This window comes from Stenotrophomonas sp. LMG 10879, assembly GCF_002750935.1.
Classification (GTDB): domain Bacteria; phylum Pseudomonadota; class Gammaproteobacteria; order Xanthomonadales; family Xanthomonadaceae; genus Stenotrophomonas; species Stenotrophomonas lactitubi_B.
On the sequence record NZ_PEJT01000006.1, the window covers coordinates 269,500 to 294,852 of the forward strand.

General features: G+C 66.4%; 26 protein-coding genes and 1 pseudogene. 17 read left to right on the forward strand and 10 right to left on the reverse strand.

The genetic code is table 11. The annotated features are described in order from the left end of the window. Nucleotides 1-98: 98 nt before the first annotated feature. Nucleotides 99-548: a DUF6491 family protein gene (locus tag CR919_RS11690; protein ID WP_099820213.1), complete on the forward strand. Its 450-nt coding sequence runs from the start codon at nucleotides 99-101 to the stop codon at nucleotides 546-548. A gap of 67 nt (nucleotides 549-615) precedes the next feature. On the opposite strand, the gene CR919_RS11695 is transcribed toward CR919_RS11690, so the two are convergent. The 3 genes from CR919_RS11695 to ftsY form a co-directional block, all read right to left on the reverse strand. Continuing rightward, nucleotides 616-885, reverse strand: a complete 270-nt coding sequence (locus CR919_RS11695) for an oxidative damage protection protein (RefSeq protein WP_025878821.1) — start codon at nucleotides 883-885, stop codon at nucleotides 616-618. A 5-nt stretch (nucleotides 886-890) separates the two neighbouring features. Next, on the reverse strand, nucleotides 891-2,015 hold the full coding sequence (gene mutY, locus CR919_RS11700) for an A/G-specific adenine glycosylase (protein WP_099820149.1): 1,125 nt from the start codon (nucleotides 2,013-2,015) through the stop codon (nucleotides 891-893). A 117-nt stretch (nucleotides 2,016-2,132) separates the two neighbouring features. Further along, nucleotides 2,133-3,470 carry a signal recognition particle-docking protein FtsY gene (gene ftsY, locus CR919_RS11705; protein ID WP_099820150.1) on the reverse strand — a complete coding sequence of 446 codons (1,338 nt, stop codon included), beginning with the start codon at nucleotides 3,468-3,470 and terminating at the stop codon, nucleotides 2,133-2,135. A 132-nt stretch (nucleotides 3,471-3,602) separates the two neighbouring features. On the opposite strand from ftsY, the gene CR919_RS11710 reads away from it, so the two are divergent. After that, on the forward strand, nucleotides 3,603-3,905 hold the full coding sequence (locus tag CR919_RS11710; protein WP_099820151.1) for a hypothetical protein: 303 nt from the start codon (nucleotides 3,603-3,605) through the stop codon (nucleotides 3,903-3,905). A gap of 210 nt (nucleotides 3,906-4,115) precedes the next feature. Here CR919_RS11710 and htpG read toward each other — a convergent pair whose 3' ends face one another. Beyond that, the gene (htpG, locus tag CR919_RS11715) at nucleotides 4,116-6,008 is read right to left on the reverse strand and encodes a molecular chaperone HtpG (protein ID WP_099820152.1); all 1,893 of its coding nucleotides are present in this window, start codon (nucleotides 6,006-6,008) and stop codon (nucleotides 4,116-4,118) included. A 768-nt stretch (nucleotides 6,009-6,776) separates the two neighbouring features. Between htpG and rsmD the strand changes: the two genes are divergently transcribed. The 6 genes from rsmD (at nucleotide 6,777) to CR919_RS11750 (ending at nucleotide 11,606) form a co-directional block, all read left to right on the forward strand. After that, on the forward strand, nucleotides 6,777-7,355 hold the full coding sequence (gene rsmD, locus CR919_RS11725; RefSeq protein WP_099820154.1) for a 16S rRNA (guanine(966)-N(2))-methyltransferase RsmD: 579 nt from the start codon (nucleotides 6,777-6,779) through the stop codon (nucleotides 7,353-7,355). A gap of 26 nt (nucleotides 7,356-7,381) precedes the next feature. Beyond that, nucleotides 7,382-7,891 carry a pantetheine-phosphate adenylyltransferase gene (coaD, locus tag CR919_RS11730; protein ID WP_099820155.1) on the forward strand — a complete coding sequence of 170 codons (510 nt, stop codon included), beginning with the start codon at nucleotides 7,382-7,384 and terminating at the stop codon, nucleotides 7,889-7,891. Between the two features lie 78 nt (nucleotides 7,892-7,969). Next, complete coding sequence (locus CR919_RS11735) at nucleotides 7,970-8,461, forward strand: hypothetical protein (protein ID WP_089240385.1); 492 nt, start codon at nucleotides 7,970-7,972, stop codon at nucleotides 8,459-8,461. A gap of 132 nt (nucleotides 8,462-8,593) precedes the next feature. Then, nucleotides 8,594-8,875, forward strand: a complete 282-nt coding sequence (locus CR919_RS11740; RefSeq protein ID WP_025878828.1) for a YfhL family 4Fe-4S dicluster ferredoxin — start codon at nucleotides 8,594-8,596, stop codon at nucleotides 8,873-8,875. Continuing rightward, complete coding sequence (gene ggt, locus CR919_RS11745) at nucleotides 8,872-10,599, forward strand: gamma-glutamyltransferase (RefSeq protein WP_099820156.1); 1,728 nt, start codon at nucleotides 8,872-8,874, stop codon at nucleotides 10,597-10,599. The genes CR919_RS11740 and ggt overlap by 4 nt, the downstream gene beginning before the upstream one ends. A 119-nt stretch (nucleotides 10,600-10,718) precedes the next feature. Then, nucleotides 10,719-11,606, forward strand: coding sequence for an MBL fold metallo-hydrolase (locus tag CR919_RS11750; protein ID WP_099820157.1), 888 nt, complete (start codon nucleotides 10,719-10,721; stop codon nucleotides 11,604-11,606). A 292-nt stretch (nucleotides 11,607-11,898) separates the two neighbouring features. Here CR919_RS11750 and CR919_RS11760 read toward each other — a convergent pair whose 3' ends face one another. Together CR919_RS11760 and upp are read right to left on the reverse strand one after the other, a co-directional pair. Then, a complete protein-coding gene (locus tag CR919_RS11760) occupies nucleotides 11,899-12,192 on the reverse strand; it encodes a PsiF family protein (protein WP_099820158.1) in 294 nt (97 codons plus the stop codon). A 118-nt stretch (nucleotides 12,193-12,310) separates the two neighbouring features. After that, nucleotides 12,311-12,943: a uracil phosphoribosyltransferase gene (gene upp, locus CR919_RS11765; protein WP_025878832.1), complete on the reverse strand. Its 633-nt coding sequence runs from the start codon at nucleotides 12,941-12,943 to the stop codon at nucleotides 12,311-12,313. Nucleotides 12,944-13,096: 153 nt separating this feature from the next. On the opposite strand from upp, the gene CR919_RS11770 reads away from it, so the two are divergent. From CR919_RS11770 to CR919_RS11785, 4 genes and pseudogenes are all read left to right on the forward strand, one after another. Continuing rightward, nucleotides 13,097-15,649 carry a TonB-dependent receptor gene (locus tag CR919_RS11770; protein WP_099820159.1) on the forward strand — a complete coding sequence of 851 codons (2,553 nt, stop codon included), beginning with the start codon at nucleotides 13,097-13,099 and terminating at the stop codon, nucleotides 15,647-15,649. Then, nucleotides 15,649-16,758 carry a phytase gene (locus tag CR919_RS11775; RefSeq protein ID WP_099820160.1) on the forward strand — a complete coding sequence of 370 codons (1,110 nt, stop codon included), beginning with the start codon at nucleotides 15,649-15,651 and terminating at the stop codon, nucleotides 16,756-16,758. The genes CR919_RS11770 and CR919_RS11775 overlap by 1 nt, the downstream gene beginning before the upstream one ends. An 11-nt stretch (nucleotides 16,759-16,769) precedes the next feature. After that, complete coding sequence (locus CR919_RS11780; RefSeq protein WP_099820214.1) at nucleotides 16,770-18,119, forward strand: metallophosphoesterase family protein; 1,350 nt, start codon at nucleotides 16,770-16,772, stop codon at nucleotides 18,117-18,119. Nucleotides 18,120-18,129: 10 nt separating this feature from the next. After that, nucleotides 18,130-18,264: pseudogene (locus CR919_RS11785) on the forward strand (inorganic diphosphatase); the annotation flags it as partial. A 94-nt stretch (nucleotides 18,265-18,358) separates the two neighbouring features. Here the strand turns inward: CR919_RS11785 and CR919_RS21420 are convergent. The 3 genes from CR919_RS21420 to CR919_RS11790 are packed head-to-tail and all read right to left on the reverse strand — an operon-like array spanning nucleotide 18,359 to nucleotide 19,276. Beyond that, entirely contained in the window at nucleotides 18,359-18,481 is a 123-nt protein-coding gene (locus tag CR919_RS21420; RefSeq protein ID WP_279324054.1) for a hypothetical protein, read from the reverse strand. Between the two features lie 45 nt (nucleotides 18,482-18,526). Then, nucleotides 18,527-18,649, reverse strand: coding sequence for a hypothetical protein (locus CR919_RS21425; protein ID WP_279324055.1), 123 nt, complete (start codon nucleotides 18,647-18,649; stop codon nucleotides 18,527-18,529). 45 nt (nucleotides 18,650-18,694) lie between these two features. Beyond that, nucleotides 18,695-19,276, reverse strand: coding sequence for a hypothetical protein (locus CR919_RS11790; protein ID WP_099820161.1), 582 nt, complete (start codon nucleotides 19,274-19,276; stop codon nucleotides 18,695-18,697). 111 nt (nucleotides 19,277-19,387) lie between these two features. Here CR919_RS11790 and CR919_RS11795 point away from each other — a divergent pair, with 111 nt between their 5' ends. Next, complete coding sequence (locus tag CR919_RS11795; RefSeq protein WP_099820215.1) at nucleotides 19,388-20,803, forward strand: deoxyribodipyrimidine photo-lyase; 1,416 nt, start codon at nucleotides 19,388-19,390, stop codon at nucleotides 20,801-20,803. Between the two features lie 141 nt (nucleotides 20,804-20,944). Then, the gene (locus tag CR919_RS11800; protein WP_089240401.1) at nucleotides 20,945-21,640 is read left to right on the forward strand and encodes an OmpA family protein; all 696 of its coding nucleotides are present in this window, start codon (nucleotides 20,945-20,947) and stop codon (nucleotides 21,638-21,640) included. A gap of 166 nt (nucleotides 21,641-21,806) precedes the next feature. On the opposite strand, the gene CR919_RS11805 is transcribed toward CR919_RS11800, so the two are convergent. Further along, complete coding sequence (locus CR919_RS11805; RefSeq protein WP_025878839.1) at nucleotides 21,807-22,838, reverse strand: LysR family transcriptional regulator; 1,032 nt, start codon at nucleotides 22,836-22,838, stop codon at nucleotides 21,807-21,809. Nucleotides 22,839-22,985: 147 nt separating this feature from the next. On the opposite strand from CR919_RS11805, the gene CR919_RS11810 reads away from it, so the two are divergent. The 3 genes from CR919_RS11810 (at nucleotide 22,986) to CR919_RS11820 (ending at nucleotide 25,295) form a co-directional block, all read left to right on the forward strand. Continuing rightward, entirely contained in the window at nucleotides 22,986-23,213 is a 228-nt protein-coding gene (locus CR919_RS11810) for a hypothetical protein (protein WP_099820162.1), read from the forward strand. Further along, nucleotides 23,210-23,980: an SDR family oxidoreductase gene (locus CR919_RS11815; protein WP_099820163.1), complete on the forward strand. Its 771-nt coding sequence runs from the start codon at nucleotides 23,210-23,212 to the stop codon at nucleotides 23,978-23,980. The genes CR919_RS11810 and CR919_RS11815 overlap by 4 nt, the downstream gene beginning before the upstream one ends. Before the next feature lie 91 nt (nucleotides 23,981-24,071). After that, a complete protein-coding gene (locus tag CR919_RS11820; protein WP_099820164.1) occupies nucleotides 24,072-25,295 on the forward strand; it encodes an efflux RND transporter periplasmic adaptor subunit in 1,224 nt (407 codons plus the stop codon). The last annotated feature ends 58 nt before the right edge of the window (nucleotides 25,296-25,353 follow it).

Sequence of the window (25,353 nt, forward strand, 5' to 3'; positions counted from 1 at the left end):
TGGGACCGCCGACCAACGGCTGAACTGGGCTGCCGGCCGTTGCGCCGGCACCACCCCGGCGGGTGCATGATCGGCACAGTTCCCCCGTGGAGATCGCCATGAAGACCCCGTTGTTGATCGCCGGGCTGTGCCTGGCCCTGGCTGGCTGTGCAACCACTGGCCGCTTGGGCAGTGCCGAGAAGCTGGAGCTGTATCGTGCCCACGCCGGGGCACCGCAGAAGGACATGCAGTTCTTCGGCAGCCTCAACGGCTGGACCGAACTGGGCGACAGTGCGCTGGCGGTCTGGACCAAGCCCAGCGAGGCCTACCTGCTGGAGCTGAGCGGGCCGTGCCCGGATCTGTCCTACGCACCGGCGATCGGCCTGACCAGTCACATGGGCCGCGTCTCGGCACCGTTCGACAAGGTGCTGGTGCGCGACCCGACCAGCGGCCCGCGCATGCCGTGCTTCATCAAGACCATCCGCAAGCTGGACGTGAAGTCGCTGCGGGCAGAGGAAAAGCAACTGCGCCAGGCGCAGGTGCAGGAACGCGAAGAGTCCGCGAAATAGGCCGGTGGCGCCGGGCCATGCCCGGCGGATGCGGGAACGCCGGGCATGGCCCGGCGCTGCCTCCAGATCAGGCTTCCGGGGTGAAGCCGGCAGGCTTCTCGGCGTCTTTCTCGAACAGGAACTTCACCAGTTCCGTTTCCAGGAACGCGCGATGCTCCGGCTTTCGTGGCGACAGGCGGTTCTCGTTGATCAGCATGGTCTGGTGTGCCAGCCATGCGGTCCAGGCCGGCTTGCCGATGTGGTTGAACACACGTTGGCCGAGCTCACCCGGGTAAGGCACGAAGTCCAGGCCCTCGGCATCGCGTTGTTCGTACTGGCAGAAGACGGTTCGGGGCATGGCACTCACTTGTGGTTGCGGGATTTCGCGGAGGTTTGCTTCGGGGTCTTGATGGGGGTGCCATCAAGCAGCTTCCGGATGGGGGCTGGCAAGCCCAGTGCGGGCAGTTCGGCAGCGCCGACCCAGCGCAGCGTGGGTTCTTCCACGCGCAGGCCGTGCACCAGGCGTGACAATACCTGCAGATGCAGCTTGTAGTGGCTGAAGGTGTGCTGCAGCACCGGTAGTTCCTCGGCATCTTCCAGTGAACCATCGACGTGCACGTCGAACCAGTCCTGCAGCTCGCTGCCCGCATCGGCCTGCGGAAGCGTCCACAGCTGCGCCCAGATGCCGGTATCCGGCCGCTTCTGCAGCAGCACGCGCTGCTGCTTGTCGCGCAGCAGCAGGGCCACCGCCTCGCGTTCGGGCAGCACCTTGCCCGGCTTTGCTGTTGGCAGCTCGGCCGTACGGCCTTCGCGACGTGCCACGCAATCGGCCTGCAGGGGACAGATCACGCAGGCCGGTCTGGACCGGCTGCAGACCGTCGCACCGAGGTCCATCTGCGCCTGGGTGTAGTCGGCCATGCGTCCCGCCGGTACCTGCGCGACCTGCGCTTCAGCGATGGACCACAGCTGCTTTTCGACGGCGGGCAGGCCAGGAAAGCCTTCGACGCCGTGATAGCGGCTGAGCACGCGTTTGACGTTGCCGTCGAGGATCGCGAACGGGTCGTTCCAGGCCTGGCTGAGGATCGCGCCGGCGGTACTGCGGCCGATGCCGGGCAGGTCGTGCAGGGCATCGAAATCACGCGGCAGCTCGCCCCCATGCTCGCTCACGCAGCGCTTGGCGGCGGCATGCAGATTGCGCGCACGGGCGTAGTAACCCAGCCCGGCCCACTGCGCCATCACCGCGTCGTTGCTGGCGGCGGCAAGGTCGGGCAGGGTGGGGAAGTGCTGCAGGAAACGGTGGAAGTAAGGAATGACCGTTGCCACCTGGGTCTGCTGCAGCATGATCTCCGACAACCAGACCCGATACGGGCTGCGCGGATGCTGCCAGGGCAGGTCGTGGCGGCCGTGGTCGTCAAACCAGTGCAGCAGGCGGGCGACGAAGCCGTGCTCGGGGGCTGGCATGGCGCTGGCGTTCTGCTGGCGGGGCATCGGTACTCCAGGGGGCAGCCACCCATGGGGTGGCTCTACTACGGCAGCGGCCGGTCACACATGGGGTGGCTCTACCGGGTTGCAGTAGAGCCACGCCATGCGTGGCTGCACGGTGTATCAGGCGCCCAGCGCTTCGGGCAACAGGGCGTCGACGAACGCTTCCGGATCGAACACGCGCAGGTCTTCCGGGCGCTCGCCGATGCCGGCGAAACGGATCGGAATGCCGAACTCACGGGCCAGTGCGAACACCACGCCGCCCTTTGCGGTGCCGTCCAGCTTGGTCACCACCAGGCCAGTCACCTTGACTGCGGCATTGAACTGGCGCAGCTGCGAAAGCGCGTTCTGGCCGGTAGTGCCGTCGATCACCATCAGCACTTCGTGCGGCGCGTTTTCGTCGATCTTGCCGAGCACGCGGCGGATCTTGCCCAGCTCGTTCATCAGCCCGGACTGGGTGTGCAGGCGGCCGGCGGTATCGGCGATCAGTACCGACGTGCCACGGGCCTTGCCGGCCTGCAGTGCGTCGTAGGCCACCGAGGCGGCATCGGCGTTCTGCCCCTGCGCGACCACGGCCACGCCGTTGCGCTCGCCCCAGATCTGCAGCTGGGCCACGGCAGCGGCGCGGAAGGTATCGCCGGCGGCCAACATCAGGCTGTGGCCCTCGTCCTTGAAGCGCTTGGCCAGCTTGCCGATGGTGGTGGTCTTGCCGACGCCGTTGACGCCAACGGTCAGCACCACGAAGGGCTTGGCGTTGCGGTCGATGACCAGCGGCTTGGACACCGGCTGCAGGATCGCGATCAGATCGGCGCGCAGTGCCGCCAGCAGGGCGTTGGCATCGATGAATTCGCGCGCCTTCATGCGCTTGCGCAGGTCGGCGATCAGCTCGGTGGTGGCGGCAACGCCGACGTCGGCGGTCAGCAGTGCGGTCTCGATCTCGTCCAGCAGGTCGTCATCGAGCTTGGGATTGCGCGAGAACAGGCCGCCGAAGCTGCGGGCGAAAGCGCTGTTGCGCAGGCGTTCGCGCCAGCCGGGCTTGCCGGCCGGGGCGGGCGGGGCATCGACCAGCACCGGCAGGTCGGCAGCGGGGGCGGCCGGTTCCTGCGCGGGGATGACCGGGGCCAGCGGGGCAAGCACCGCAGCAGCGGCGGCCGCCTCGGCTGCGAAGTTCTCCGGTGCCAGCACGCGTTCCGGCAGGGCTTCGGCAGTGGTTTCCTGCGGCGATTCCAGCGTTGCCTGCGAGGGCGGCGCTGCTGACGTTGCGGGCGCGACGACTTCGGGCGTGGCAGCTGGCACAGGCGCATCCGCCACGGGCGGGGCTACCGGTGCGGCCGGGGCCTGCTCGGGCGGCGCGGCCGACGGGAATGCCGCCGCCAGCTCTTCAGCCGAGTAGTGCTGGGTCTTGGGCGCGTCCGCTGTGGCGGCGTCCTGGGGCTTCTTGCGGCGGAAAAAACTGAGCATTGGCAAAAGGCGCTGAAATCAGAGGGATATGCTACCACCCGGGCCTGTCTGGCCGGCGTGGACTCAAGGTCGCAGCCGCGCGGCCGTTAACCGGTGCGGAAGGCTGCGTTGGGTGGCCTGGGAGACCTCCCGATGAACGATGTGACCGGTATTGCCCTCAGCGGGATGCGTGCGGCCCAGCGGGGTGTGCAGGTGGCCGCGCACAACGTGGCCAACCTGGCGACCGCGGCTGCACCGCGCCTGCAACTGCAGCGCGATGCCGCAGCGCAGGGCGGGGTGGACTCCCGCGTGATCTCCACTGGTGACACCGACCCGTCCGCGCCGCTGGGTGACCTGTTGGCTGCCAAGGCCGAGGTGGTGGCCTTTGCTGCCAACGCTGCGCTGATCCGCCGCGAGGACCAGATGCTGGGCTCGCTGCTGGACCGGCAGGCCTGATCCGACCGGCTCTGGGCGGGCCCGAGTCGACCGGCTCTGGGACGGGCCTGATCCGAGCGGCTCTGGTAGGTGCCAACCTTGGTTGGCACGCTTTCGCTGTCAAGCCATCCTCGGCAGCTTTTGAAGCGCCAACCAAGGTTGGCGTCTACCAGGCCAATGGCGGTGCCAACCGGGGTTGGCACCCTCCAGGCTGGGCGATCCGGGCATCGATCAGGCCGACAGCTCCAGCAGCAGCTTGTTCAGACGGGCCACGTACGCACCCGGATCCTTCAGGCTGTCGCCGGCGGCCAGCGCAGCCTGGTCGAACAGCACCCGGCCCAGATCGTCGAAACGTGCGCCATCGGCTTCGGCATCCAGCTTGGCGATCAGCGGGTGACCCGGGTTGATCTCCAGTACCGGCTTGCTGTCGGGTACCTTCTGGCCGCTGGCTTCCAGGATCTGGCGCATCTGCAGGCCCAGGTCCTGTTCGCCGATGGCCAGCACCGCCGGTGAATCGGTCAGCCGGTGCGACACGCGCACTTCGGCCACGTCATCGCCGAGCACGGTCTTCAGGCGCTCGACCAGGCCCTGCTTGTCCTTTGCAGCGGCTTGCTGTTCCTGCTTGTCCGCTTCGCTTTCCAGAGCGCCCAGGTCGAGGTCGCCGCGGGCGATATCGACGAAGCCCTTGCCGTCGAAATCGGTCAGGTACCCCATCAGCCACTCGTCGATGCGGTCGGTCAGCAGCAGGACTTCGATGCCCTTCTTGCGGAACACTTCCAGGTGCGGACTGTTGCGTACCTGGCTGTAGCTCTCGCCGGTCAGGTAATAGATCTTGTCCTGGCCTTCGGCCATGCGGCCGATGTAGTCGGCCAGCGACACGGTCTGTGCATCGGCCTCGCCACGGGTGGAGGCGAAGCGCAGCAGGCCGGCGACCTTCTCACGGTTGTTGTAATCCTCGGCCGGGCCTTCCTTCAGCACCTGGCCGAATTCCTTCCAGAACGCGGCGTACTGTTCGGGCTTGTCGTTGGACAGCTTCTCCAGCATGTCCAGCGAACGCTTGGTCAGCGCGGCCTTCATCGAATCGATGACCGGGCCCGACTGCAGGATTTCGCGCGAGACGTTCAGCGACAGGTCGTTGGAATCGACCACGCCCTTGATGAAACGCAGGTACAGCGGCAGGAACTGCTCGGCCTGGTCCATCACGAACACGCGCTGCACGTACAGCTTCAGGCCCTTGGGGGCATCGCGGTGGTACAGGTCGAACGGCGCGCGGCCCGGCACGTACAGCAGCGAGGTGTACTCCAGCTTGCCTTCAACCTTGTTGTGGCTCCACGCCAGCGGATCGCTGTGATCGTGGGCGACGTGCTTGTAGAACTCGGTGTACTCCGAATCGCTGATCTCGGTACGCGGGCGGGTCCACAGCGCGCTGGCGCGGTTGACGGTCTCCCATTCGACGGCAGCACCTTCTTCGCCGCCTTCCTTGGGCATCTGGATCGGCAGGCCGATGTGGTCGGAGTACTTCTTGAGGATGCTGCGCAGGCGCCAGCCGTCGGCGAAGTCGTGCTCGCCATCCTTCAGGTGCAGGACGATGCGGGTGCCGCGCTCGGCCTTGTCGATGGTGGCAACGTCGAAATCGCCTTCGCCACGCGAGGTCCAGCGCACGCCTTCACTGGCGGCCAGGCCAGCGCGACGCGAGGTGACTTCGACTTCGTCGGCGACGATGAAGGCGCTGTAGAAGCCTACGCCGAACTGGCCGATCAGCTGCGAATCCTTCTTCTGGTCGCCGGACAGCTGGCGCAGGAAGTCGCCGGTGCCGGACTTGGCGATGGTGCCGAGGTGGGTGATGGCATCGGCGCGGCTCATGCCGATGCCGTTGTCTTCGATGGTGATGGTGTGTGCGGCCGGATCGAAGCTGACGCGCACGCGCAGTTCGCTGTCGCCCTCCAGCAGCTCGGGCTGGGTCAGGGCTTCGAAGCGCAGCTTGTCGGCAGCGTCGGCGGCATTTGAGACCAGCTCGCGGAGGAAGATCTCCTTGTTGGAGTACAGCGAGTGGATCATCAGCTGCAGCAGCTGCTTGACTTCGGTCTGGAAGCCAAGGGTTTCGGTCTGGATCGTCTCGGACATCGGTTAGGGCTCCATGTGCAATGCCGCGCAAGCGCGTGCGGCCTCGCCAAGGGGTAAGGGTGATTGTCCCGAAATCAAGGGGTTGGTCGGACAGGGCGGCGCCCTGCACCCGCAGAGGCCAGGGCAACAGCAACAGCGGGCATTCCGTGGGATGGCGGGGCGGTGTGGGTGGGCAGGACACGCCGTAGACCCCCAGACCGGCCCAGCCGCTAGCGGCTGGGCGTTCGGGCGCTTGCGAAGCAGTGCTTCGCAGGCAAAGCGCCCTCACCCATGGGGGCTCGATGGCGCCTTGCTCGTGTGCGCTGTCCTGCGCACACGGCAAGACCGGGGTTGGGCATCCTGCCCAACCCGCCCGAGGCATGCCTCGGGCCCATGGCGCCAACGGTCCAGCCCACCCACACCGCCCCGCCTTCGACAGATCGTCGCGACCTGCAGTAGATCCACGCCATGCGTGGATGAAATCTCTCAGATATCGAAATCCAAACCAGGATCTGACCCCAAGAGACGTTCCGACAGATCGCAGGAAACTGTCGAAGGCGGGGTGGGTCCGGTTGAGGGGGCGTGAGCCGCATGGATGCGGCGACCGAGCTTACATGGACGTACTTGCAGCGGCCCCCTCAACCGGACCCACCTCGCCAACCCACGGATAGCAGGCTTTTGCCGTTGCTTCGGCCGTTGCTGTGGCTTCTGCGGGTGCCGGGCGCCGCCCGGCCGAACTACAATCCCGCTCATGCTGAAATTCTCGAATACCTCCCGCCGGGGGCGCCGATGAGCGGCCGTGGTGGCAATGACGGCCAGGTCCGCATCATCGGCGGGCGCTGGCGCAATACCCGGCTGCCGGTGCCGACCCTGCCGGGCCTGCGGCCCAGCAGCGACCGCGTGCGCGAAACCCTGTTCAACTGGCTGACGCCCAAGCTGGGCGGGGCACGCGTGCTGGACCTGTTCGCCGGCAGCGGCGCGCTTGGGCTGGAAGCCGTCTCGCGCGGTGCCGCGCATGCCACCCTGGTCGAACGCGATCCGCAGCTGGGACGCAATCTGACCGCGGCCGTATCCAAACTGCAGGCGGGCGACAGCGTCACGGTCGCCCAGGCCGACGCGCTGCGCTGGCTGCAGGCCGCGCCGGCGCAGCAGGCCGATCTGGTGTTCATCGACCCGCCGTTCGCCGATGGCCTGTGGCAGGACGTGCTGGCCCAGCTGCCGCGGCATCTGGCCGCCGATGCCTGGCTGTACCTCGAGTCGCCAGCCAGCCACGTGCCGGCGCTGCCCCCGGAATGGCTGCTGCACCGCGATGGCAGCACCCGCGAAGTGCGCTTTGCCCTGTACCGCCGTGCCGCTGCTACACTTTGACCTCATCTGAACATCTGCAACCGCCCATGACCGTGGCCAACCGCCGCATCGCCGTCTATCCCGGCACGTTCGACCCCATCACCAACGGTCACATCGACCTGGTGAGCCGGGCCGCGCCGCTGTTTGAAAAGGTCGTGGTGGGCGTGGCGCAGAGCCCCTCGAAGGGACCGGCACTGCCGCTGGAACAGCGCGTGCAGCTGGCGCGTGGCGCCCTCGGCCACCACAGCAACGTCGAGGTCATCGGCTTCGATACGCTGCTGGCCCATTTTGTACGTTCGGTGCAGGGCGGCGTGCTGCTGCGCGGGCTGCGCGCGGTGTCCGACTTCGAGTACGAATTCCAGATGGCGAGCATGAACCGCCACCTGATCCCGGAGGTCGAGACCCTGTTCCTGACCCCGGCCGAGCAGCACAGCTTCATCTCGTCCTCGCTGGTCCGCGAGATCGCACGCCTGGGGGGCGATGTGTCCGGCTTCGTGCCGGCCGCCGTGCTCGATGCGCTGCGCAAGGTCCGCGAAGCGAAGTCGGCGCAGTCGTAAGCCCTGCCCAGCAGTAGATCCTGTAGTACCACGCACCCCATTACGCACACCAACACGCAACATTCCGGGAGGAAACCCATGAACAACACCATGCGCGCGATGCTGATCGCCTCGTTTGCCCTGGCTTTCACCGCCTGCAAGAAGGAAGAAGCCGCTCCGGTCGACGAAGCCAAGCAGGCGCTGGTCGCCCCGGCCAAGGAAGACGACGCAGGCTGGAAGAAGTACCTGCAGGAAGTGGCCATCCAGAACATGGGCAACATCACCAACAGCCCGTTCCTGTACTACCTCTCGCCGGAAACCGACCCGGACTTCCAGGCCAAGTACGAGCGCCAGACCGAGAGCGCGACCCAGGCCGTGGCCCGTGGCGTGCAGCCGGGCAACATGCTGGCCTTCGGTTCGTCGGCCTCGGGCAAGATGGCTGACATGATCCAGGTCGTGTTCAAGGACGTCTCGCCGGATTCGATGAAGGGCGTGCGCGTCGTCTTCATCGGCCAGTCCGCCGACAACGCCCGCGTGCAGGCCGTTGTCCAGCCGACCGGTGCCGAGTACATTTTCGTCGAAGCCAAGTAAGACCGAGCCGAGGCGGTCGTGCTGCGGCACGACCCGGGCGGCGCCCTGTGATGGGCGCCGCTGATGACCTGACCGGCCCGCGCGCCCGCGCAGGCCGGTCCTTGTCCCAAGGCGCGGGCGTGGAGTATCGCCATGTCGCTGAAAATAAATGAGCTCTGCGTCAACTGTGACGTATGCGAGCCGGCCTGCCCGAACCAGGCCATCACGATGGGTGAAACCATCTACGTGATCGACCCCGCCCGCTGTACCGAGTGCGTGGGCCATTTCGACGAACCGCAGTGCGTGGTCGTCTGCCCGGTCGAATGCATCGACCCCGATCCGGACATCGTCGAAACCGAAATCGAGCTGCTGGCCAAGCTGCGCCAACTGCAGCACGATCATCCCGAACTCTATGCGGAGCCCCCATCCGAATGAAGCCGTTCGCCCGCCCCCTGTTGTTGCTCGGCCTGCTGCTGAGTTCCGTCGCCTGGGCTGATGCCCCGGCCCGCGCCGAGCGTCCTGATGGTGCTGCCATCGCCAGCGGCCACGCCCTGGCCACCCAGGCCGGTGTCGACATCCTGGCCCAGGGCGGCAACGCCTTCGATGCGGCGGTGGCGGTGTCCTCGACCCTGGCCGTGGTCGAGCCGATCAGTTCTGGACTGGGCGGCGGCGGCTTCTTCCTGCTGCATGATGCGGCCACCGGCAAGGACGTGATGCTGGACGCGCGCGAGACCGCACCGGCCGCGGCCACGCCGCAGGCCTTCCTCGACAAGAAGGGTGACCTGGACCGCGATCGTTCGGTCAATGGTCCGTGGTCGGCCGGCATTCCCGGCCTGCCGGCGGCGCTGGTCGAACTGTCGGCCAAGCACGGCAAGCTGCCGCTGGCGGCCTCGCTGCAGCCGGCGATCCGCATCGCGCGTGAAGGCTTCCCGGTCTATGAGCGCATGGCCAAGGGCTATGCCTCGCGCCGCGAAGTGATGGAGCGCTATCCCGGTACGCGCGAGGTCTACCTGCGCAATGGCAAGCCGATCGCCACCGGTGACCTGTTCAAGCAGCCGGAACTGGCGCAGACCCTGGAGCGCCTGGCCGCCGGCGGCTTCGATGGCTTCTACAAGGGCCAGACCGGCAAGCTGCTGTTGGCCGGCGTGAAGCAGGCCGGTGGCAAGTGGACTGCCGAGGAACTGGCCGGCTACCGCGTGAAGCAGCGCGCGCCGATCGTCTTCAACTACAACGGCTGGAAGATCACCACCGCGCCGCCGCCGTCCTCCGGTGGCATCGCCTTGGCCAGCATGCTGCAGATCCTGGAAGGCTGGGACATCAAGCAGATGGATGCCGCGCACCGCACCCATCTGGTGGTCGAGTCGATGCGTCGTGCTTACCGTGACCGCACCTTCTTCCTCGGCGATCCGGATTTCGTGCAGATCCCGCAGAAGGTGCTGGCCAGCAAGGATTACGCGCAGGGCCTGCGTGCCACCATCCACCCGGAAAAGGCCACCCCCAGCGACCTGCTGTCGGGCAACCCGACGCCGCTGGAAGATGACGAGACCACCCATTTCTCGATCATCGACCGCGACGGCAACCGTGTCGGCGCCACCCAGACCGTCAACCTGCTGTACGGCTCGGGCCTGATTCCGAAGGGCACCGGTGTGCTGCTGAACAACGAGATGGACGACTTCGCGCTGAAGCCGGGCACGCCCAACGCGTTTGGCGTGATGGGTTACGCCGCCAATGCACCGAAAGCGGGCAAGCGCATGCTCAGCTCGATGACGCCGACGTTCATGGAGAACGACGACAAGGTGATCGTGCTGGGCACGCCCGGTGGCAGCCGCATCATCACCATGGTGCTGCTGGGCATCCTCGGCTACGACGCTGGCCTGGATGCGCAGCAGGTTGCCGCGCTGCCGCGCTACCACCACCAGTGGCTGCCGGATCTGATCGAAGCCGAAAGCAATGCGTTCGACGCCGCCACCATCAAGCAGCTGCAGGCGATGGGCCACAAGATCGACCTGCCGGGCGAGGTCGCTGCCGGCGGCCGTGGTTCCAGCCACGTATGGGGCAACCTGCAGACGGTGGAGTGGGACCGCAAGGCCAACAAGCTGTTTGGCGGCAGCGATCCGCGCAACCCGGTCGGCAGCGCCCAGGTCGTGCCGGCTCCCTGATCCGGCGGTAGCGCCGGGCCATGCCCGGCGGATGCAACCTGAGAACCCCGCCCGCAACGGCGGGGTTTTTCATTTTCCCGCTAGCGATTATTTAACGAGCGGCGACCGATAATTGCGCCATGAAACTATGGTCGATCCGCGGTAATACCCAGCGCCTGGATGGCGGTGCAATGTTCGGCAATGCGCCGCGTGCGTTGTGGGAGAAATGGGCAGCGCCAGACGAGCTCAATCGCATCGAGCTGGCTTGCCGCGCGTTGTTGGCGAGCCCGCTGGAAGGCAAGACGGTGCTGTTCGAAACCGGCATCGGTGCGTTTTTCGATCCGCGCATGCGCGAGCGCTATGGCGTGCAGGAAAGCCAGCATGTGCTGATCGATTCACTGCGCGAAGCCGGCTTTGAGCACGAAGACATCGACGTGGTGGTTCTCAGCCATCTGCATTTCGATCATGCCGGTGGCCTGCTGGCCGCGTGGCGCGAAGGCCGCGAACCGGAACTGCTGTTCCCCAATGCGACGTACGTGGTTGGTGCGCAGCATTGGCAGCGCGCGTTGCAGCCGCACCCGCGCGATCGTGCCAGCTTCATTCCGGAACTGCCGGGCCTGCTGCAGGCCAGTGGGCGCCTGGAAGTGGTGGACGGTGAGTATTCGAAGGTGCTCGGCCACAGCGTGCGTTTCAGTTACAGCGACGGCCACACGCCGGGGCTGATGCTGGCCGAGATCGTGGGGCAGGGCCATGCAGGCGCAGGGGCGCACGGCGGCGTGGTGTTCTGCGCCGACCTGATTCCCGGTCGTTCGTGGGTGCACGTGCCGATCACGATGGGCTACGACCGCAATGCCGAGCTGCTGATCGACGAGAAGCGGCAGTTCCTGGAGGACAAGCTGGCGCGCAACGTGCATCTGTTCTTCACCCATGATCCGCAGGTGGCGCTGGCGCAGGTCGGGCGGGATGAGAAGGGGCGTTTCGTTACGCTGCATGAGCAGGGCGAGTTGAAGGCGCGGGCGTTGGGGTGAGGTTTGCCGGCAGGGCTGCGCCCTGCACCTGCCGAATCAACGGCAACAGCAACAGCAACAGCAACAGCAACAGCGGGCTATCCGTGGGGTGGCGGGGCGGTGTCGGATGGCGGGGACGCCGCAAGTACGTCCTTGTAGGCTCAGCCGCGCCATCCATGGCGCGGATGCCCCGCAATCCGACACCGCCCCGCCTTCGACAGTTTTCCGGTGGCCAGTAGATCCACGCCGTGCGTGGATGGGCCTTTCTTCAGTAGATCCACGCCATGCGTGGATGGGCCTTTCTTCGCTGTTTTTACGATGCCTTGAGGCAGCTGCTCATGAAGGTCTTGCGGGCGTCGCCGGCGAGCTTCCTGGTGGCGGCGTCGGCGTTGCACTTCTTCATGCGTTCCTGCGGCGTGGTGGGGGTTGCCGGGGCGGCTGCGTGCGAGCTCAGGCATGCGCTCTGCGCGGACTTGTAGGCGTCGCCCTTCAGCCCTTTGTTCTTGGCCGAGCAGTCGGCCATGCGCTGCTGCTGCGGGGTGGCTGCGTTGGCGGCAAGCGGGAGGCTGAGCAGCAGGGCGGCGGCGAGCAGGAATGATGCTTTCATGGTGGCTCCAGGGCAGGGCGGGTGCGCGGAGCATTCGCCCGTCGCCGCAAAGCCGGCGTGAAGGTGCCTGGAGCTGGTGGAGCACTTCCTTTCGAAAGCGCTCCGACCCCGGTCGATCTCAGCCCACGCGGGTACCGAAGATGCGGTCGCCGGCATCACCCAGACCCGGCAGGATGTAGCCCTTGTCGTTGAGCTGCGCGTCGATCGCGGCGGTGTAGATCTCCACGTCCGGGTGCACGGCCTTCACTGCTTCGATGCCCTCCGGCGCGGCAACCAGGAAGATGCCCTTGATCCGGCGGGCACCGGCGCGCTTGAGCATGTCGATGGTGGCGATCAGGGTGCCGCCGGTGGCCAGCATCGGGTCGAGGATCAGCGCGTCGCGCTCTTCCAGGCGGCCGGTCAGGCGCTCGAAGTAGGGCACCGGCTGCAGGGTTTCTTCATCGCGCTGCAGGCCGACCACGCTGACGCGGGCGGCCGGGATCAGCGACAGCACGCCGCTGAGCATGCCCAGGCCGGCGCGCAGGATCGGCACCACGGTGATCTTGGCGCCGGCGATGCGCTGCACGGTGACCGGGCCGGACCAGCCCGGCAGGGTGTGCGGCTCGGTTTCCAGGTCGGCGGTGGCCTCGTAGGCCAGCAGCGTGCCAAGTTCGTTGGCCAGTTCGCGGAAATCCTTGGTGCTGAGCGCGGCGTTGCGCATCAGGCCGATCTTGTGCTGCACCAGCGGGTGGCGCACTTCGACGATCTTCATGGGAGGGTCTGGCAGAAGGGGAGAGCCCCATTTTAAGCGGAATGCGCGGTGCTGCCGAGCTGGCGCCGGCAGGCCAGGCTCCACCGGTGTCATGCCCATGCAACCTCGCGGACATACCGTGCTGACCCAATCTTTACACCGTTGGGGATAGCTGTGCAGAAGAAGAACACGTTGGGCCTGGCAATCAGCCTCTCGCTGCTGGTGACGGCCAGCCCGTCGCTGCTGGCAGCCGAAATTGCTGCAGCGGCCGGCGGCGGCGCCGCGGCGACCGATCTGGACCGCATCGAAGTGCGTGCGCAGCTGGAATCGCAGGTCCGCGCGGTTGACCTCAAGCGCAGCAGCGACGCCATCGAAGACGCTGTGTCCTCCGACGCGCTGGGCCAGTACCCGGACAAGAACGTGGCCGAGTCGCTGCAGCGCCTGCCGGGCATCAGCGTGACCCGCGACCAGGGCGAAGGCCGTTTCGTGGTGGTGCGTGGCCTGGATGCCAACCTCAACAGCGTCAGCGTCGACGGCATCGCCATCGGCACCCCGGAAGATTCCAGCCGTGCCGCGCCGCTGGATGTGATTCCGTCCGATTCGACCGAGCGCCTGCGCGTGGTCAAGTCGCCGACCCCGGACATGCCGGGCGACGCCATCGGCGGCGCGATCCTGGTTGAATCGGCCTCGGCCTTCGATCGTGACGGCCGCAGCCTGCGCGGCAAGATCGAAGCCAGCCACCAGCAGCTGTCCGGCGAAACCAGCCCGAAGGCCGCTTTCAACTACAGCGAAGTGTTCAACGACACCTTCGGCGTGGCGCTGGGCGTGAACTACCAGAAGCGCAAGTTCGAATCGGACAACACCGAAGTGGAGTACGACGGCGAAGACGATGCCGCGCCGGGCGACGTCACCGCGATCAACCTGCAGCACCGCAAGTATGAGATCGAGCGCAAGCGCATCGGCGCCAACCTCAACCTGGACTGGCGCCCGAACGATGACAGCAAGTACTACCTGCGTGCGCTGTACAGCCAGTTCGACGACGCCGAAACCCGCCAGCGCGTGATCTTCAATTTCGACGACGCGAAGATGGTCAGGACCGGTACCGACCAGTACCGCCTGGACGGCATGCCGAAGGATTCCATCGACAAGCGCATGCGTTACCGCACCAAGGAAGAGAACACCTTCGCCGCCAGCCTGGGCGGCGAGAACAAGTTGACCAACGCCGTGGTCGATTACAAGCTCGGCTTCACCCGGACCGAAGAGCGGGTGAACGATGAGATGGAGGCGCGCTTCAAGCTCAACGGCAAGGCGTTCAACGGCACGCTGGACCAGAGCAGCCGCCTGCCCAGCTACAGCTTCGACAACCCGCAGTGGCTGGACAACGGCAACTACGCGTTCGATCGCTTCGTGATCTCGCCCAAGCAGGTGAACGACAAGGAACACAGCGCGCAGGTCAACGTGCGCTTCGACGGCGACAACAGCAGCATCAAGTTCGGCCTGCTGGGGCGCTGGCGCGACCGCGACGTCAACGTCGACGAAAGCGAACTGCGTGTCGGCCCGAAGGTCGCGCTGTCGAGCTGGACCACCGGCTCGCCCGACTACCGTCATGGCACGCTGGGCGATGGCATGGATTCGGATGCCATGCGCGCGTACTGGGCGGCCAACAGCGGCCAGTTCAGCGCCCGTCCGCAGGACGTCGGTGCCAATGCGATGACGTCGCTGGAAGAGGACTACACCGCCAGTGAAGACATCTTCGCCAGCTATGCCATGGGCACGTGGGATGTCGGTGCGCTGCGCATCATCGGTGGCGTGCGCGTGGAGAACACCCGCTTCAAGGCCGAGGGCAACCAGGTCGATGTGGCTGCCAACGGCCGCAGCTACACCGTGACCCCGCGCGTGGCCAACAGCAGCTACACCAACGTACTGCCGGGCCTGCACCTGCGCTACGACGCGGCCGATGACTGGGTGCTGCGTGCTTCGGCCAACAAGACCGTTTCGCGCCCGTCCTTCGGCGATATCTCGCCGCGCGTCGGCTACAGCCGTGGCGACGAGGAAGTGCGCCTGGGCAACCCGGAGCTGGACCCGTACGAGTCGAAGAACATCGATCTGTCGGTGGAGAAGTACCTCGGCAGCAGCGGCATCGTTTCGCTCGGTCTGTTCCACAAGTCCATCGACGGCTACATCGTGCAGACCGTGCGTACCAATGATCCGGCGTACGGCGGTTTCGACGTGACCCAGCCGATCAATGGCCGCAAGGCCACGGTGCGTGGTGCGGAGCTGAACTGGCAGCAGCAGCTGGCCTTCCTGCCCGCCGGCCTGGACGGCCTGCTGGTGGGCGCCAGCGGCACCTGGCTGGATACCGACTTCGACGCCGGCATCGAGGATCGCGCCGGTGAGGACTTCACCTTGCCGCGCGCCTCCAAGCACGTGTACAGCGCACACATCGGCTATGAGAAGTACGGCCTCAGCACGCGCCTGGCGGCGGTGTACCGCAGCGAGTACCTGGACAGCATCGGCAAGGGCCGTGCGTTCGACATCTATGTGGCGCCCAACACCCAGCTCGATTTCTCGCTGGACTACAGGTTCAACGCGAACGTGAGCGTGTACTTTGAAGCGCAGAACCTGCTGGACAAGCCGTTGGAGCTGTACCAGGGCACGCGCTCGCGCACCCTGCAGCTGGAAGAGTACGGCCGCACCTACGCCGTTGGCCTGAAGGTGGCACTGTGATGGTGCGCGGCATGACCCTGATGGCCGCCTCGCTGGCCGCCGTTCTTGCCGCCGGCTGCACACCGGCAGCGGACAAGGCGCCGGCTGCGGCCGGCGCTGCGGCACCCGTCGAGCGCAAGGTGGTGACCATCGCCGAGGCGTTCCTGACCCCGATGACCCCGGCCGACAACATCGATTCGCCGGCTTCCTGGCAGGCACCGGATGGCAAGACCTGGTTGATCGCCACGGCCAAGGCCACCGACAAGCTGGTGGTCTACGACGGCAGCACTGGCCAGCACCTGCGTGACGTCGGCAGCACCGGCACCGATCTGGGCCAGTTCGATCGTCCCAACGGCATCGCAGTGATCGATGACCTGCTGTGGATCGTCGAGCGCGACAACCACCGTGTGCAGGTGCTTTCGCTGCCGGACTTCACGCCGTTGGCTACATTCGGTGCCGACGACCTGCGCAAGCCCTACGGCCTGTGGGTGGACCGCCGGGTCGATGGCTACAGCGTCTACGTCACCGACTCCTGGGACAACGGCGAGGACGCACAGGGCAAGGACATCCTGCCGCCGCTGGCCGAGCTGGACAAGCGCGTGCGCCAGTACCACGTGATCCGCGACGGTACCAAGGTCCAGGCAACGCTGTCGGCCAGCATCGGTGATACCAGCGAAGCCGGCGCGCTGCGCGTGGTCGAATCGATCTGGGGTGATCCGGCCAATGATCGCCTGCTGATCGCCGAAGAGGACGAAAGCTACGCCAGCGAATTCAAGGTCTATACCCTTGCGGGGCGCTTCACCGGCACTACCTTCGGCCGCGACGTGTTCAAGGCGCAGGCCGAAGGCGTGATGCTGCGCACCTGTGGCAAGGACGGCTGGTGGATCACCACCGAGCAGGGCAAGCAGCGCAGCGTGTTCCATCTGTTCGACCGCCATACGCTGAAGCCGGTAGGCGCGTTCCAGGGCAATACCGTGGCCAACACCGATGGCATCTGGATGATGCAGCAGCCGACGCCGCGGTTCCCGCACGGCGCTCTCTACGCGGTGCACGATGACCAGGGCGTGGTGGCCTTCGACTGGGAGAGCATTGCCAAGCAGCTGGCCCTGCCGCTGGAGTGCGGTTCGTGAGCGCGCGTTTGATGCGCTTGCTTGCGGTCGGCCTGCTGTTGGCATTGTCATCGGTGGCGATGGCGGCGGCCGAGCCCAACACCCAGGTGCCGTCGGGTAGCCGTTACTACGCAGCCGCATCGGTGCCGGACCGCATCGTCGCCTCTCCGTCGGTCGACCCCAGCCACGGCTTCGCGGTGGCCTGGCGCACCGACGGCAGCGTGCAGTCGCCGCTGCTGGAAATCGCACTGGCCGACGATTCGCCGGCCATCGAGGGCATCCGCCAGCTGCGCGCAACCACCCAGGTGCTACAGACCGAGAACGGCCTGTCGCATCATCATCGCGCCGACATTGACGGCCTGCAGCCGGACACCCTGTACGTCTATCGCGTACAGGGCAATGGCAGCTGGAGCGCGTGGAACCAGCTGCGCACGCTGGCCGCTGCCGAGCAGCCGCTGACCCTGCTGTATTTCGGCGACACCCAGAACAAGAACGTCAGCCATGTCAGCCGCGTGGTGCGGGCCGCACAGAAGGCCGCACCGGATGCGCGGATCAGCCTGTTTGCCGGTGACCTGGTCAGTGGTGGCGACAACATGGACGACAGCGAATGGGGCGAGTGGTTCGCCGCCACCAGCTGGCTGGCACAGGAGACGCTGGTGGCGCCGGCGATCGGCAACCACGAGTATTTCGAGGAATTCGAGGACACCCCGCAGGAGCGCCGCGTACTGGGCCGTCATTGGCCGGTGACCTTCGCCCTGCCGGACAACGGTGCCAATGCCGCGGCGGGTACCAGCTACTGGTTCGATGCGCAGGGCGTGCGCGTGGCCGTGGTCGACGGCACATCAGCGCTGGATCTCGGCACCGCCAAGGCGCAGGCGCAGTGGCTGGACAAGGTGCTGACCGGCAACCGGCAGCCGTGGACCATCGTGCTGCTGCACCAGCCGTTCTATTCACCGCGCGAGGGCCGCGAAAATGCTGCCCTGCGCAAGGTGCTGCTGCCGGTGGTGCGACGCCACAAGGTCGATCTGGTGCTGCAGGGGCATGACCACACCTACGGCCGTCGCGGTGAAGGGCAGGCCGCAACGCCGCAGTACGTGGTGACCGTAGCAGGGCCGAAGCAGTACCGGCTGTCGGACGAGGCGCGCAGGACGATGGAGCCAGTGGGCGAGGACACCCAGCTGTTCCAGGTGTTGCGTATCGATCCGCAGCACCTGCGCTACGAGGCGCGCACGGTTACCGGACGCCTGTACGACGCCTTCGAGCTGACGCGAGATGACAATGGCGGCAAGCAGCGGGTGGAGCACCAGGAAGGGCGGATTGCACCGCGTGATTGTGCACGTGCGCAGACCGCCAAGGGCCGCACCGACCGCTGCTGGGAGTGAGGACAGACCGATGAGCACGCGCCCGCGCATCGTTCCGATGGCCGCCATTGCCGTTGCCCTGCTGCTGATGGGCAGCGCGGTGGCTGCCGCGGATTCGGTCCTGCACCCGTTCCTGACCGCCCAGCCGAAGCAGGCGCCGCAGGAAAGAAAGACGGGCGGGTGATCAACGAAGGCATGAAGTAGATCCACGCCATGCGTGGATTGAACCTTCCCGTGCACCATCCACGCACGGCGTGGATCTACTGCAGCACGTCCGGGAACAGTTCTGCCTCGTCCGTGCCACCCAGCAGCGCCGAAACAGGCGCCGCAGGAAAGAAAGACGGGCGGGTGATCAACGAGGGCATGGAGTAGATCCACGCCATGCGTGGATTGAACCTTCCCGTGCACCATCCACGCACGGCGTGGATCTACTGCAGCGCGTCCAGGAACAGTTCTGCCTCGTCCGTGCCGCTCAGCAGCGCCGAAGCAGGCGCCGCAGGAAAGAAAGACGGGCGGGTGATCAACGAAGGCATGAAGTAGATCCACGCCATGCGTGGATTGAACCTTCCCGTGCACCATCCACGCACGGCGTGGATCTACTGCAGCGCGTCCAGGAACAGTTCTGCCTCGTCCGTGTCGCCCAGCACCGCAGCGACAGCGCGCAGCGCCGCTTCGCGATGTTCGGGACGGATCCCACCATCATCGTCATCGCTGTACAGGTCCTCATCGGCCTCGAGGTAAACGCTGCCCGCCGCCGCCAATGCGGCCATCAAGGTCGGTACGTCGGCGACGAACGTGTCGGCGTCCCAATGCCCCGCGCCATGACGGGCGAACAGCACGCGGCCGTCGTTGATGTCGAGGATGAGGGGATCGGCGCCACGGTCGGCGATCACCAGCCAGTGTGCTGGCCAGTCGCTGATCGGTTCGCCATCGATGCCGTTCCAGCGGTAGCCCGCCTGATACGCCCACAGGCGCTGCAACGGCGGCAGCCACACCTCTACGCCCGGTACGGTGATGCCGCTGGGGCCTTTGGCAGGATTGAATACCTCACCGAACGGGCCGACGCGTGCATAGAATCCGGCCAGCACGTCCGGCAACGGGAATGGTCCCTGCCACGCATCAGCGTGTTGCGGTTGCAGGGTGCCGAAGCGGGCAAACGTTGCGCGAAGATCATCCATGACGAGGGCAGGGCGGAAGCAGGACAGCACGCAGCCTAGCAGAGGCCGTCGCACGCATCGCCTTCACCGCCACTGGCTATCATGGCCGACCAGGACAGAGAGGCAGTGCACGTGTCGGTAGCGTTGGTATGGTTCCGTCGGGACCTGCGGTTGCAGGACAATCCGGCGCTGCAGGCGGCGCTGGAAGCGGGCCACGATGTGGTGCCGGTCTACATCCACGCCCCGCACGAAGAGGGCGATTGGGCGCCGGGTGCCGCGTCGAACGCCTGGCGCCACCGCTCGCTGGCAGCGCTGGATGGCGACCTGCGTGCACGCGGCTCCTCGCTGGTGCTGCGCACCGGCGACAGCCTGCCGACACTGCAGGCGCTGATTCAACAGACCGGCGCCGAGGCGGTGTACTGGAACCGCAAGTACGAGCCGGCGACGCAATCGCGCGATGCCGCCGTCAAACGCACGCTGCGCGAGCAGGGCATTGATGCGCAGAGCTGCAACGGCAGCCTGCTGTTCGAGCCTTGGGACATCGCCACCCAGCAGGGTCAGCCCTACAAGGTATTCACCCCGTACTGGCGCAACGTGCTCAGCCATTGGCGATTGCCGGCCCTGCAGGAGGCGCCGCGCAGATTGACCGCACACACGGTCGAAGGCCTGGCGCTGGACGCGCTGCAGCTGGCGCCGTCGTTGCAGTGGGACTCCGGCTTCTGGGAGCACTGGCAGCCGGGTGAGGCCGGTGCGCTCGAGGCGCTGTCCGTGTTCGAGGAGGGTGCGCTGCGCGGCTATCGCGAGCAGCGCGATCTGCCGGATCGGGTAGGTACCTCGCGGCTGTCGCCGCACCTGCATTTCGGCGAAATTGCCCCGTGGCGCATTGCCCACGTGCTGGAAGGCCTGCGCAGCGCCGCGACCGATGCCGACATCGACGGCTACCTGCGCCAGCTCGGCTGGCGTGACTTCGCCTACCACCTGCTGCACCACTTCCCGAAAACGCCCACGGACAATCTCAACCCGCGTTTCGACCGTTTCCCCTGGGCCAACCCCAGTGCCGCCCAGCTGCAGGACTGGCAGCGCGGCAACACCGGCGTGCCCATCGTCGATGCTGGCCTGCGCGAACTCTGGCATACCGGTTACATGCACAACCGGGTGCGGATGATCGTCGCCAGCTACCTGTGCAAGCACCTGCGTGCGCATTGGCTGCACGGCGCCCACTGGTTCTGGGACACGCTGGTGGATGCGGACCTGGCCAACAATACGATGGGGTGGCAGTGGGTGGCCGGTACCGGTGCCGACGCGGCTCCCTATTTCCGGGTATTCAATCCCGTTACCCAGGCCGAGAAGTTCGATCCACAAGCGAGTTACATCAGTCGTTGGGTGCCGGAGCTGGCGGCGCTGCCGGTGAAGGCGCGGTTCGCTCCCTGGCAGCACCCGCAGCTGTTGGCCGAACGCGCGCCCGGGTATCCGCGTACGCCGCTGGTGGACCTGGCGGCAGGCCGTGATGCGGCACTGGCCGCCTACCGTCAGTCGGCGGCGGGGTAAAGCGCTGGCTGAGCGGTCCAGACAGCTAGCTGAACACGTCCCTGTCGGCCGCTGCGATCATCATGCCGACATCGCGTCCGGCTGTTTATCCTCGTTGCCGCCCGCAAGCCGCCGGCCCGACCGGAAACCAAGGAGAAAACCATGATCCGCAATACCACCCGCAACGTCGCACTGGCCCTGATGAGTGCGGCCGTCCTGTCGGCCTGCGCCACCGGCGGCTCCTATGTGCAGAGTGATCCGTACGGCAACCCGACCGAGCAGCAGAACCGCACCGGCCGCAATGCCCTGATCGGTACCGCCATCGGCGTGGCCGCGGGCCTGCTGACCGGCGACAGCGCGACCGAGCGTCGCCAGCATGCGCTGATCGGCGCGGGTATCGGTGCACTCAGCGGCGCCGCCGTGGGTCAGTACCAGGATCGCCAGGAGCGCGCGCTGCGCGAGCGCACCGCCAACACCGGCATCGACGTTGAGCGCCAGGGCGACAACATCATGCTGAACCTGCCGGACGGCATCACCTTCGATTTCGGCAAGTCGGCGCTGAAGCCGCAGTTCTACGGCTCGCTCAATGGCGTTGCTGGCACCCTGCGCGATTACAACCAGACCATGATCGAAGTGGTCGGCCACACCGACAGCATCGGCAGCGACGCGGTCAACAACCGCCTGTCCAAGGAACGCGCTGATTCGGTGGCGCAGTACCTGATCGGCCAGGGTGTGCAGAGCGTGCGCATCGAGACCCTGGGCGCTGGCAAGTCCTACCCGATTGCCGACAACAGCACCGATGCCGGCCGTGCCAAGAACCGCCGCGTCGAGATCCGAGTGATTCCTCTGAAGCAATAACGCGCAGCGTTATTGCTGTTCCGGCGCAGCCGGAACCAAAATGCCGCCCTTGCAGGCGGCATTTTTTGTAGGTGCCGAGCTCGCTCGGCACGCCGATAGCGCATGTGGAAAGCCGTGCCGACCAAGGTCGGCATCTACCAGGATGGGCGCGCGGCATTGTTGTGGATTACGCCGCCGACGCCGCCACCTTCTCCAGAATCCGCTTGCCGCTGCTCGCCAGCGCCGCTTCTTCCTGTTCCTGCTGCTGCCGCGCCAGCTTCGCACCGGGGCACTGCGCCAGCATGTAGTTGGCGTCGAAGTTGAGCTTCTCCACCAGGAAATCGACGAACGCGCGCACCTTCGGCGAGACCAGGCGGCCGCCGGCGAACACGGCATTGAAATCCACTTCCGGACCGGTCCAACCGGCCAGCACGCGGCGCACCATGCCCGACTCGACGAACGGCTTGGCCATCACGTCGCCGGTCAGCAGCAGGCCTTCGCCGCACACCAGCGCACCATTCAGCGCCGACATATCGTTGGCCGTCATCAGCGGCGTCACCGGGAAGTCGCGCAGCTCGCCGCCGTTCTCGCCCAGCTGCCAGGTAAAGCGTGGCGAATTGCCGGTGTGGTATGGCTTGCGCATGGCCAGGATGCGGTGGAACTGCAGTTCTTCCGGATGCAGCGGCTCGCCGTAGCGCTCGATGTAGGCCGGGCTGGCGAACACCTGCGTGCGCAGGCTGCCGAGCTTGCGCGCCACCAGGTTGGAATCGGGCAGGGCACCCACGCGCAGGGCGAGATCGGCCTCGCCGGCGATCAGGTCCAGCTTCTCGTTGCCCATGTGCATGTCCAGGCGGATTTCCGGGTACTGCGCATGGAACTGGCCCAGCAGCGGTGCGATCCAGGTGATGCCGATCGAATAGGGCACGGTGAAGCGCAGCCAGCCGCGCGGGCCGGACTGCAGCTGGCTGACCGCGCTTTCGGCTTCTTCAAGCTCGCGCGCGATGCGCTGGCAATGCTCGTGATAGATCGAGCCGGCCTCGGTGAGGCCGAGGCGGCGCGTGGTCCGGTGCAGCAGGCGCGCACCGAGGCGCGTTTCCAGTTCCTGCACCTTGCGGCTGACCGTGGTCTTGGGCAGGCCGAGCGATTTGGCAGCCGCGATGAAGCTGCCTTGCTCGACCACTTTGACGAAGATCAGCGTCTCGTTGAGATCGTGGGACATGGTCAGGAATCCTGGACGTCGGGGATGGGGCAATCGTGACAGAACGATTGGACCGGGGACGGGATGATTATTCCCCTTAATCAGGACTAATCAAGTAGGGGTTTGAGGTCTATCGTGGCGCCATTCGCTAATTGGAGCCCGTCCGCCATGAGCCTGCGCAACATTCTTGCCCGCTTCCGGATTGCCGGCCAGAACGCTCTGGACCTGGCAATGACCGTCGAATCCCGTCCCAGCTCCTTGGTTAACAAGGATTTTCGGGAGTTTACCGCACCCATGCGTCAGCAGCGTGGCGGTGCCTTGCGCCTCGCTTCGCACAAGGATGACCGACTGCGTCGAATCGGGACTATCCCGGATTTGGGAGGAAATGTCCCGTGAATGGGATTCTGACCCCCGAAGTCCTGGTTCTCGGCGGCACCGGTGCCGTCGGCCAGGGTGTGGTCGGCGCGCTGCTGGAGGCCGGCAGCCCCGTGCTGGTGGTCGGCCGCGATCCGCGCCGCCTGGCTGCGTTGCACGAGCAGTTCGCAGATGAACCGGGCCTGCAGACGATGCTGGGTTCGCTCAGCGACGACGGCTCGGCACGCGCGCTGGCCGAACGTGTGACGCAGCGTCCGCGTCCGCTGGCGGCGGTGATCGCGGCAATGGGCGGTCCGTACAATCGCGGTCGTGTGGTCGAGCGTGGTGGCGACGCACTGTCGGCGGCATTGCAGGCTGACCTGATGCCGCATGTGCACGCGGTGCGTCATCTGTTGCCGCTGCTGCAGGACAACGTGCATGCCCGTCGCTACGTGATGATCGGCAGCCCGGCCGGGCTGAAGCCCTGGGCCGGTTATGGCGAGACCTCGATCACCACGGCCGCGCTGCGCATGTACGCGCAGGTGGTGCACCAGGAAGCGCAGGCCGTCGGCGTTCGTGCGCAGATGCTGGAAGTATGCAGCCCGGTATGCACCCCGGCCAACGCCGCCAACGCCTGCATCGAATGGCCCAGTTCGCTGCTGGTCGGTCGCCGCGTGGTGTCCCTGCTCGATGGTTGCCGCGACAACCGCGCGATCGTCCGTTGCGACAGCAGTGATGCCGAACTGCCGCGCGGGCTGCTGCACCTGGAAATACCGCCGCTGTGGCGCGACACCGCAGGCGTTGCTTGACCTCAGCCTTGGTTGAGGTCGCAGGATACGCCGCCAAAAGTTGATAGCAATTCTCAAATAGCTGTACCACCCCTCCGTACGGATGCATGCCATGACTTCCCCCAACACCACTCCACATCGTTTCCGTCATCGCCTGGCGATGGCTGGCGTGTCGATCCTCGCTGCCGCCGTTCTGGCTGCCTGCAGCGGTGGCCATGCCGAAGAAGCTGGCGCACCGCCCCCGCCGCAGGTCAGCGCTGCCCCTGTACTGCTCAAGCAGATCAGCCAGTGGGATGAATTCAGCGGTCGCGTCGAGGCCGTACAGAGCGTCGAACTGCGCCCGCGCGTGTCCGGCTACATCGACAAGGTCAACTATGTAGAAGGCGAAGAAGTGAAGAAGGGCGCCGTCCTGTTCACCATCGATGCCCGCAGCTACCAGGCCGAGTACGATCGCGCCAACGCCGAACTGGCCCGTGCCCGCACCCAGGCGGTGCTGGCCCGCAGCGAGTCCGAGCGCGCCAAGCGCCTGGCCGAGCAGCAGGCGATCTCCACCGAAACGGCCGAACAGCGTCGCGCGGCCGCCGACCAGTCCGGTGCGGCAGTGCAGGCTGCGCAGGCCGCGGTGGATGCAGCCCGCCTCAACCTTGAGTTCACCAAGGTGCGTGCGCCGATCGACGGCCGTGCCGGTCGCGCGATGGTCACCGCCGGCAACCTGGTCACCGCCGGTGACAGTGCCAGCGTGCTGACCACGCTGGTCTCGCTGGATACGGTGTTCGTCTATTTCGATGCCGACGAAAGCACCTTCTTGCGGTACGCGCAGATGGCACGCAAGGGCGAGCGCCCGAGCGAGCGCGACAGCGAGCTGCCGGTGAAGGTCGGCCTGTCCGGTGAAGATGGCTACCCGCACACGGGCAAGGTCGACTTCCTCGACAACCAGGTGACCCGCAGCACCGGCACCATCCGCGTGCGCGCGCTGCTGGACAACGCCGATCGCCAGTTCACCCCGGGCCTGTTCGCCCGCGTGCAGCTGCTCGGCAGCGGCCAGTTCCAGGCGATGCTGATCGACGACAAGGCCGTGCTGACCGACCAGGACCGCAAGTACGTCTACGTGGTCGACAAGGATGGCAAGGCCCAGCGCCGCGACATCCAGCTTGGCCGCACCGCCGAAGGCCTGCGCATTGTCGAGAAGGGTCTGGCCGCCGGTGACAAGGTGATCATCGATGGCGTGCAGAAGGTCTTCATGCCCGGTATGCCGGTGCAGGCGAAGGCGGTGGCGATGCAGCCCACCGCTGCGCCGGCGCCGGGTCGCGATGCAACTGCCGCACTGAACCACTGATCCGCGTCCCCGCTTAGCTGCCGGTGCCAGCGGCAGCCGTCACTGTCTTCGCCAGATT

Excerpts from the sequence above, each read along its gene's own strand:
- mutY (WP_099820149.1), bottom strand. The coding sequence starts at position 2,015 with ATGCCCCGCCAGCAGAACGCCAGCGCCATGCCAGCCCCCGAGCACGGC.
- CR919_RS11710 (WP_099820151.1), top strand. The coding sequence starts at position 3,603 with ATGAACGATGTGACCGGTATTGCCCTCAGCGGGATGCGTGCGGCCCAG.
- CR919_RS11800 (WP_089240401.1), top strand. The coding sequence starts at position 20,945 with ATGATCCGCAATACCACCCGCAACGTCGCACTGGCCCTGATGAGTGCG.
- upp (WP_025878832.1), bottom strand. The coding sequence starts at position 12,943 with ATGAAGATCGTCGAAGTGCGCCACCCGCTGGTGCAGCACAAGATCGGC.
- CR919_RS11820 (WP_099820164.1), top strand. The coding sequence starts at position 24,072 with ATGACTTCCCCCAACACCACTCCACATCGTTTCCGTCATCGCCTGGCG.
- CR919_RS11805 (WP_025878839.1), bottom strand. The coding sequence starts at position 22,838 with ATGTCCCACGATCTCAACGAGACGCTGATCTTCGTCAAAGTGGTCGAG.
- coaD (WP_099820155.1), top strand. The coding sequence starts at position 7,382 with ATGACCGTGGCCAACCGCCGCATCGCCGTCTATCCCGGCACGTTCGAC.
- CR919_RS21425 (WP_279324055.1), bottom strand. The coding sequence starts at position 18,649 with ATGGCGTGGATCTACTTCATGCCTTCGTTGATCACCCGCCCGTCTTTC.
- CR919_RS11790 (WP_099820161.1), bottom strand. The coding sequence starts at position 19,276 with ATGGATGATCTTCGCGCAACGTTTGCCCGCTTCGGCACCCTGCAACCG.
- ftsY (WP_099820150.1), bottom strand. The coding sequence starts at position 3,470 with ATGCTCAGTTTTTTCCGCCGCAAGAAGCCCCAGGACGCCGCCACAGCG.
- CR919_RS11760 (WP_099820158.1), bottom strand. The coding sequence starts at position 12,192 with ATGAAAGCATCATTCCTGCTCGCCGCCGCCCTGCTGCTCAGCCTCCCG.
- ggt (WP_099820156.1), top strand. The coding sequence starts at position 8,872 with ATGAAGCCGTTCGCCCGCCCCCTGTTGTTGCTCGGCCTGCTGCTGAGT.
- CR919_RS11775 (WP_099820160.1), top strand. The coding sequence starts at position 15,649 with ATGGTGCGCGGCATGACCCTGATGGCCGCCTCGCTGGCCGCCGTTCTT.
- CR919_RS21420 (WP_279324054.1), bottom strand. The coding sequence starts at position 18,481 with ATGGCGTGGATCTACTCCATGCCCTCGTTGATCACCCGCCCGTCTTTC.
- CR919_RS11690 (WP_099820213.1), top strand. The coding sequence starts at position 99 with ATGAAGACCCCGTTGTTGATCGCCGGGCTGTGCCTGGCCCTGGCTGGC.
- CR919_RS11810 (WP_099820162.1), top strand. The coding sequence starts at position 22,986 with ATGAGCCTGCGCAACATTCTTGCCCGCTTCCGGATTGCCGGCCAGAAC.
- CR919_RS11695 (WP_025878821.1), bottom strand. The coding sequence starts at position 885 with ATGCCCCGAACCGTCTTCTGCCAGTACGAACAACGCGATGCCGAGGGC.
- CR919_RS11750 (WP_099820157.1), top strand. The coding sequence starts at position 10,719 with ATGAAACTATGGTCGATCCGCGGTAATACCCAGCGCCTGGATGGCGGT.
- CR919_RS11740 (WP_025878828.1), top strand. The coding sequence starts at position 8,594 with ATGTCGCTGAAAATAAATGAGCTCTGCGTCAACTGTGACGTATGCGAG.
- htpG (WP_099820152.1), bottom strand. The coding sequence starts at position 6,008 with ATGTCCGAGACGATCCAGACCGAAACCCTTGGCTTCCAGACCGAAGTC.
- CR919_RS11735 (WP_089240385.1), top strand. The coding sequence starts at position 7,970 with ATGAACAACACCATGCGCGCGATGCTGATCGCCTCGTTTGCCCTGGCT.
- CR919_RS11780 (WP_099820214.1), top strand. The coding sequence starts at position 16,770 with ATGCGCTTGCTTGCGGTCGGCCTGCTGTTGGCATTGTCATCGGTGGCG.
- rsmD (WP_099820154.1), top strand. The coding sequence starts at position 6,777 with ATGAGCGGCCGTGGTGGCAATGACGGCCAGGTCCGCATCATCGGCGGG.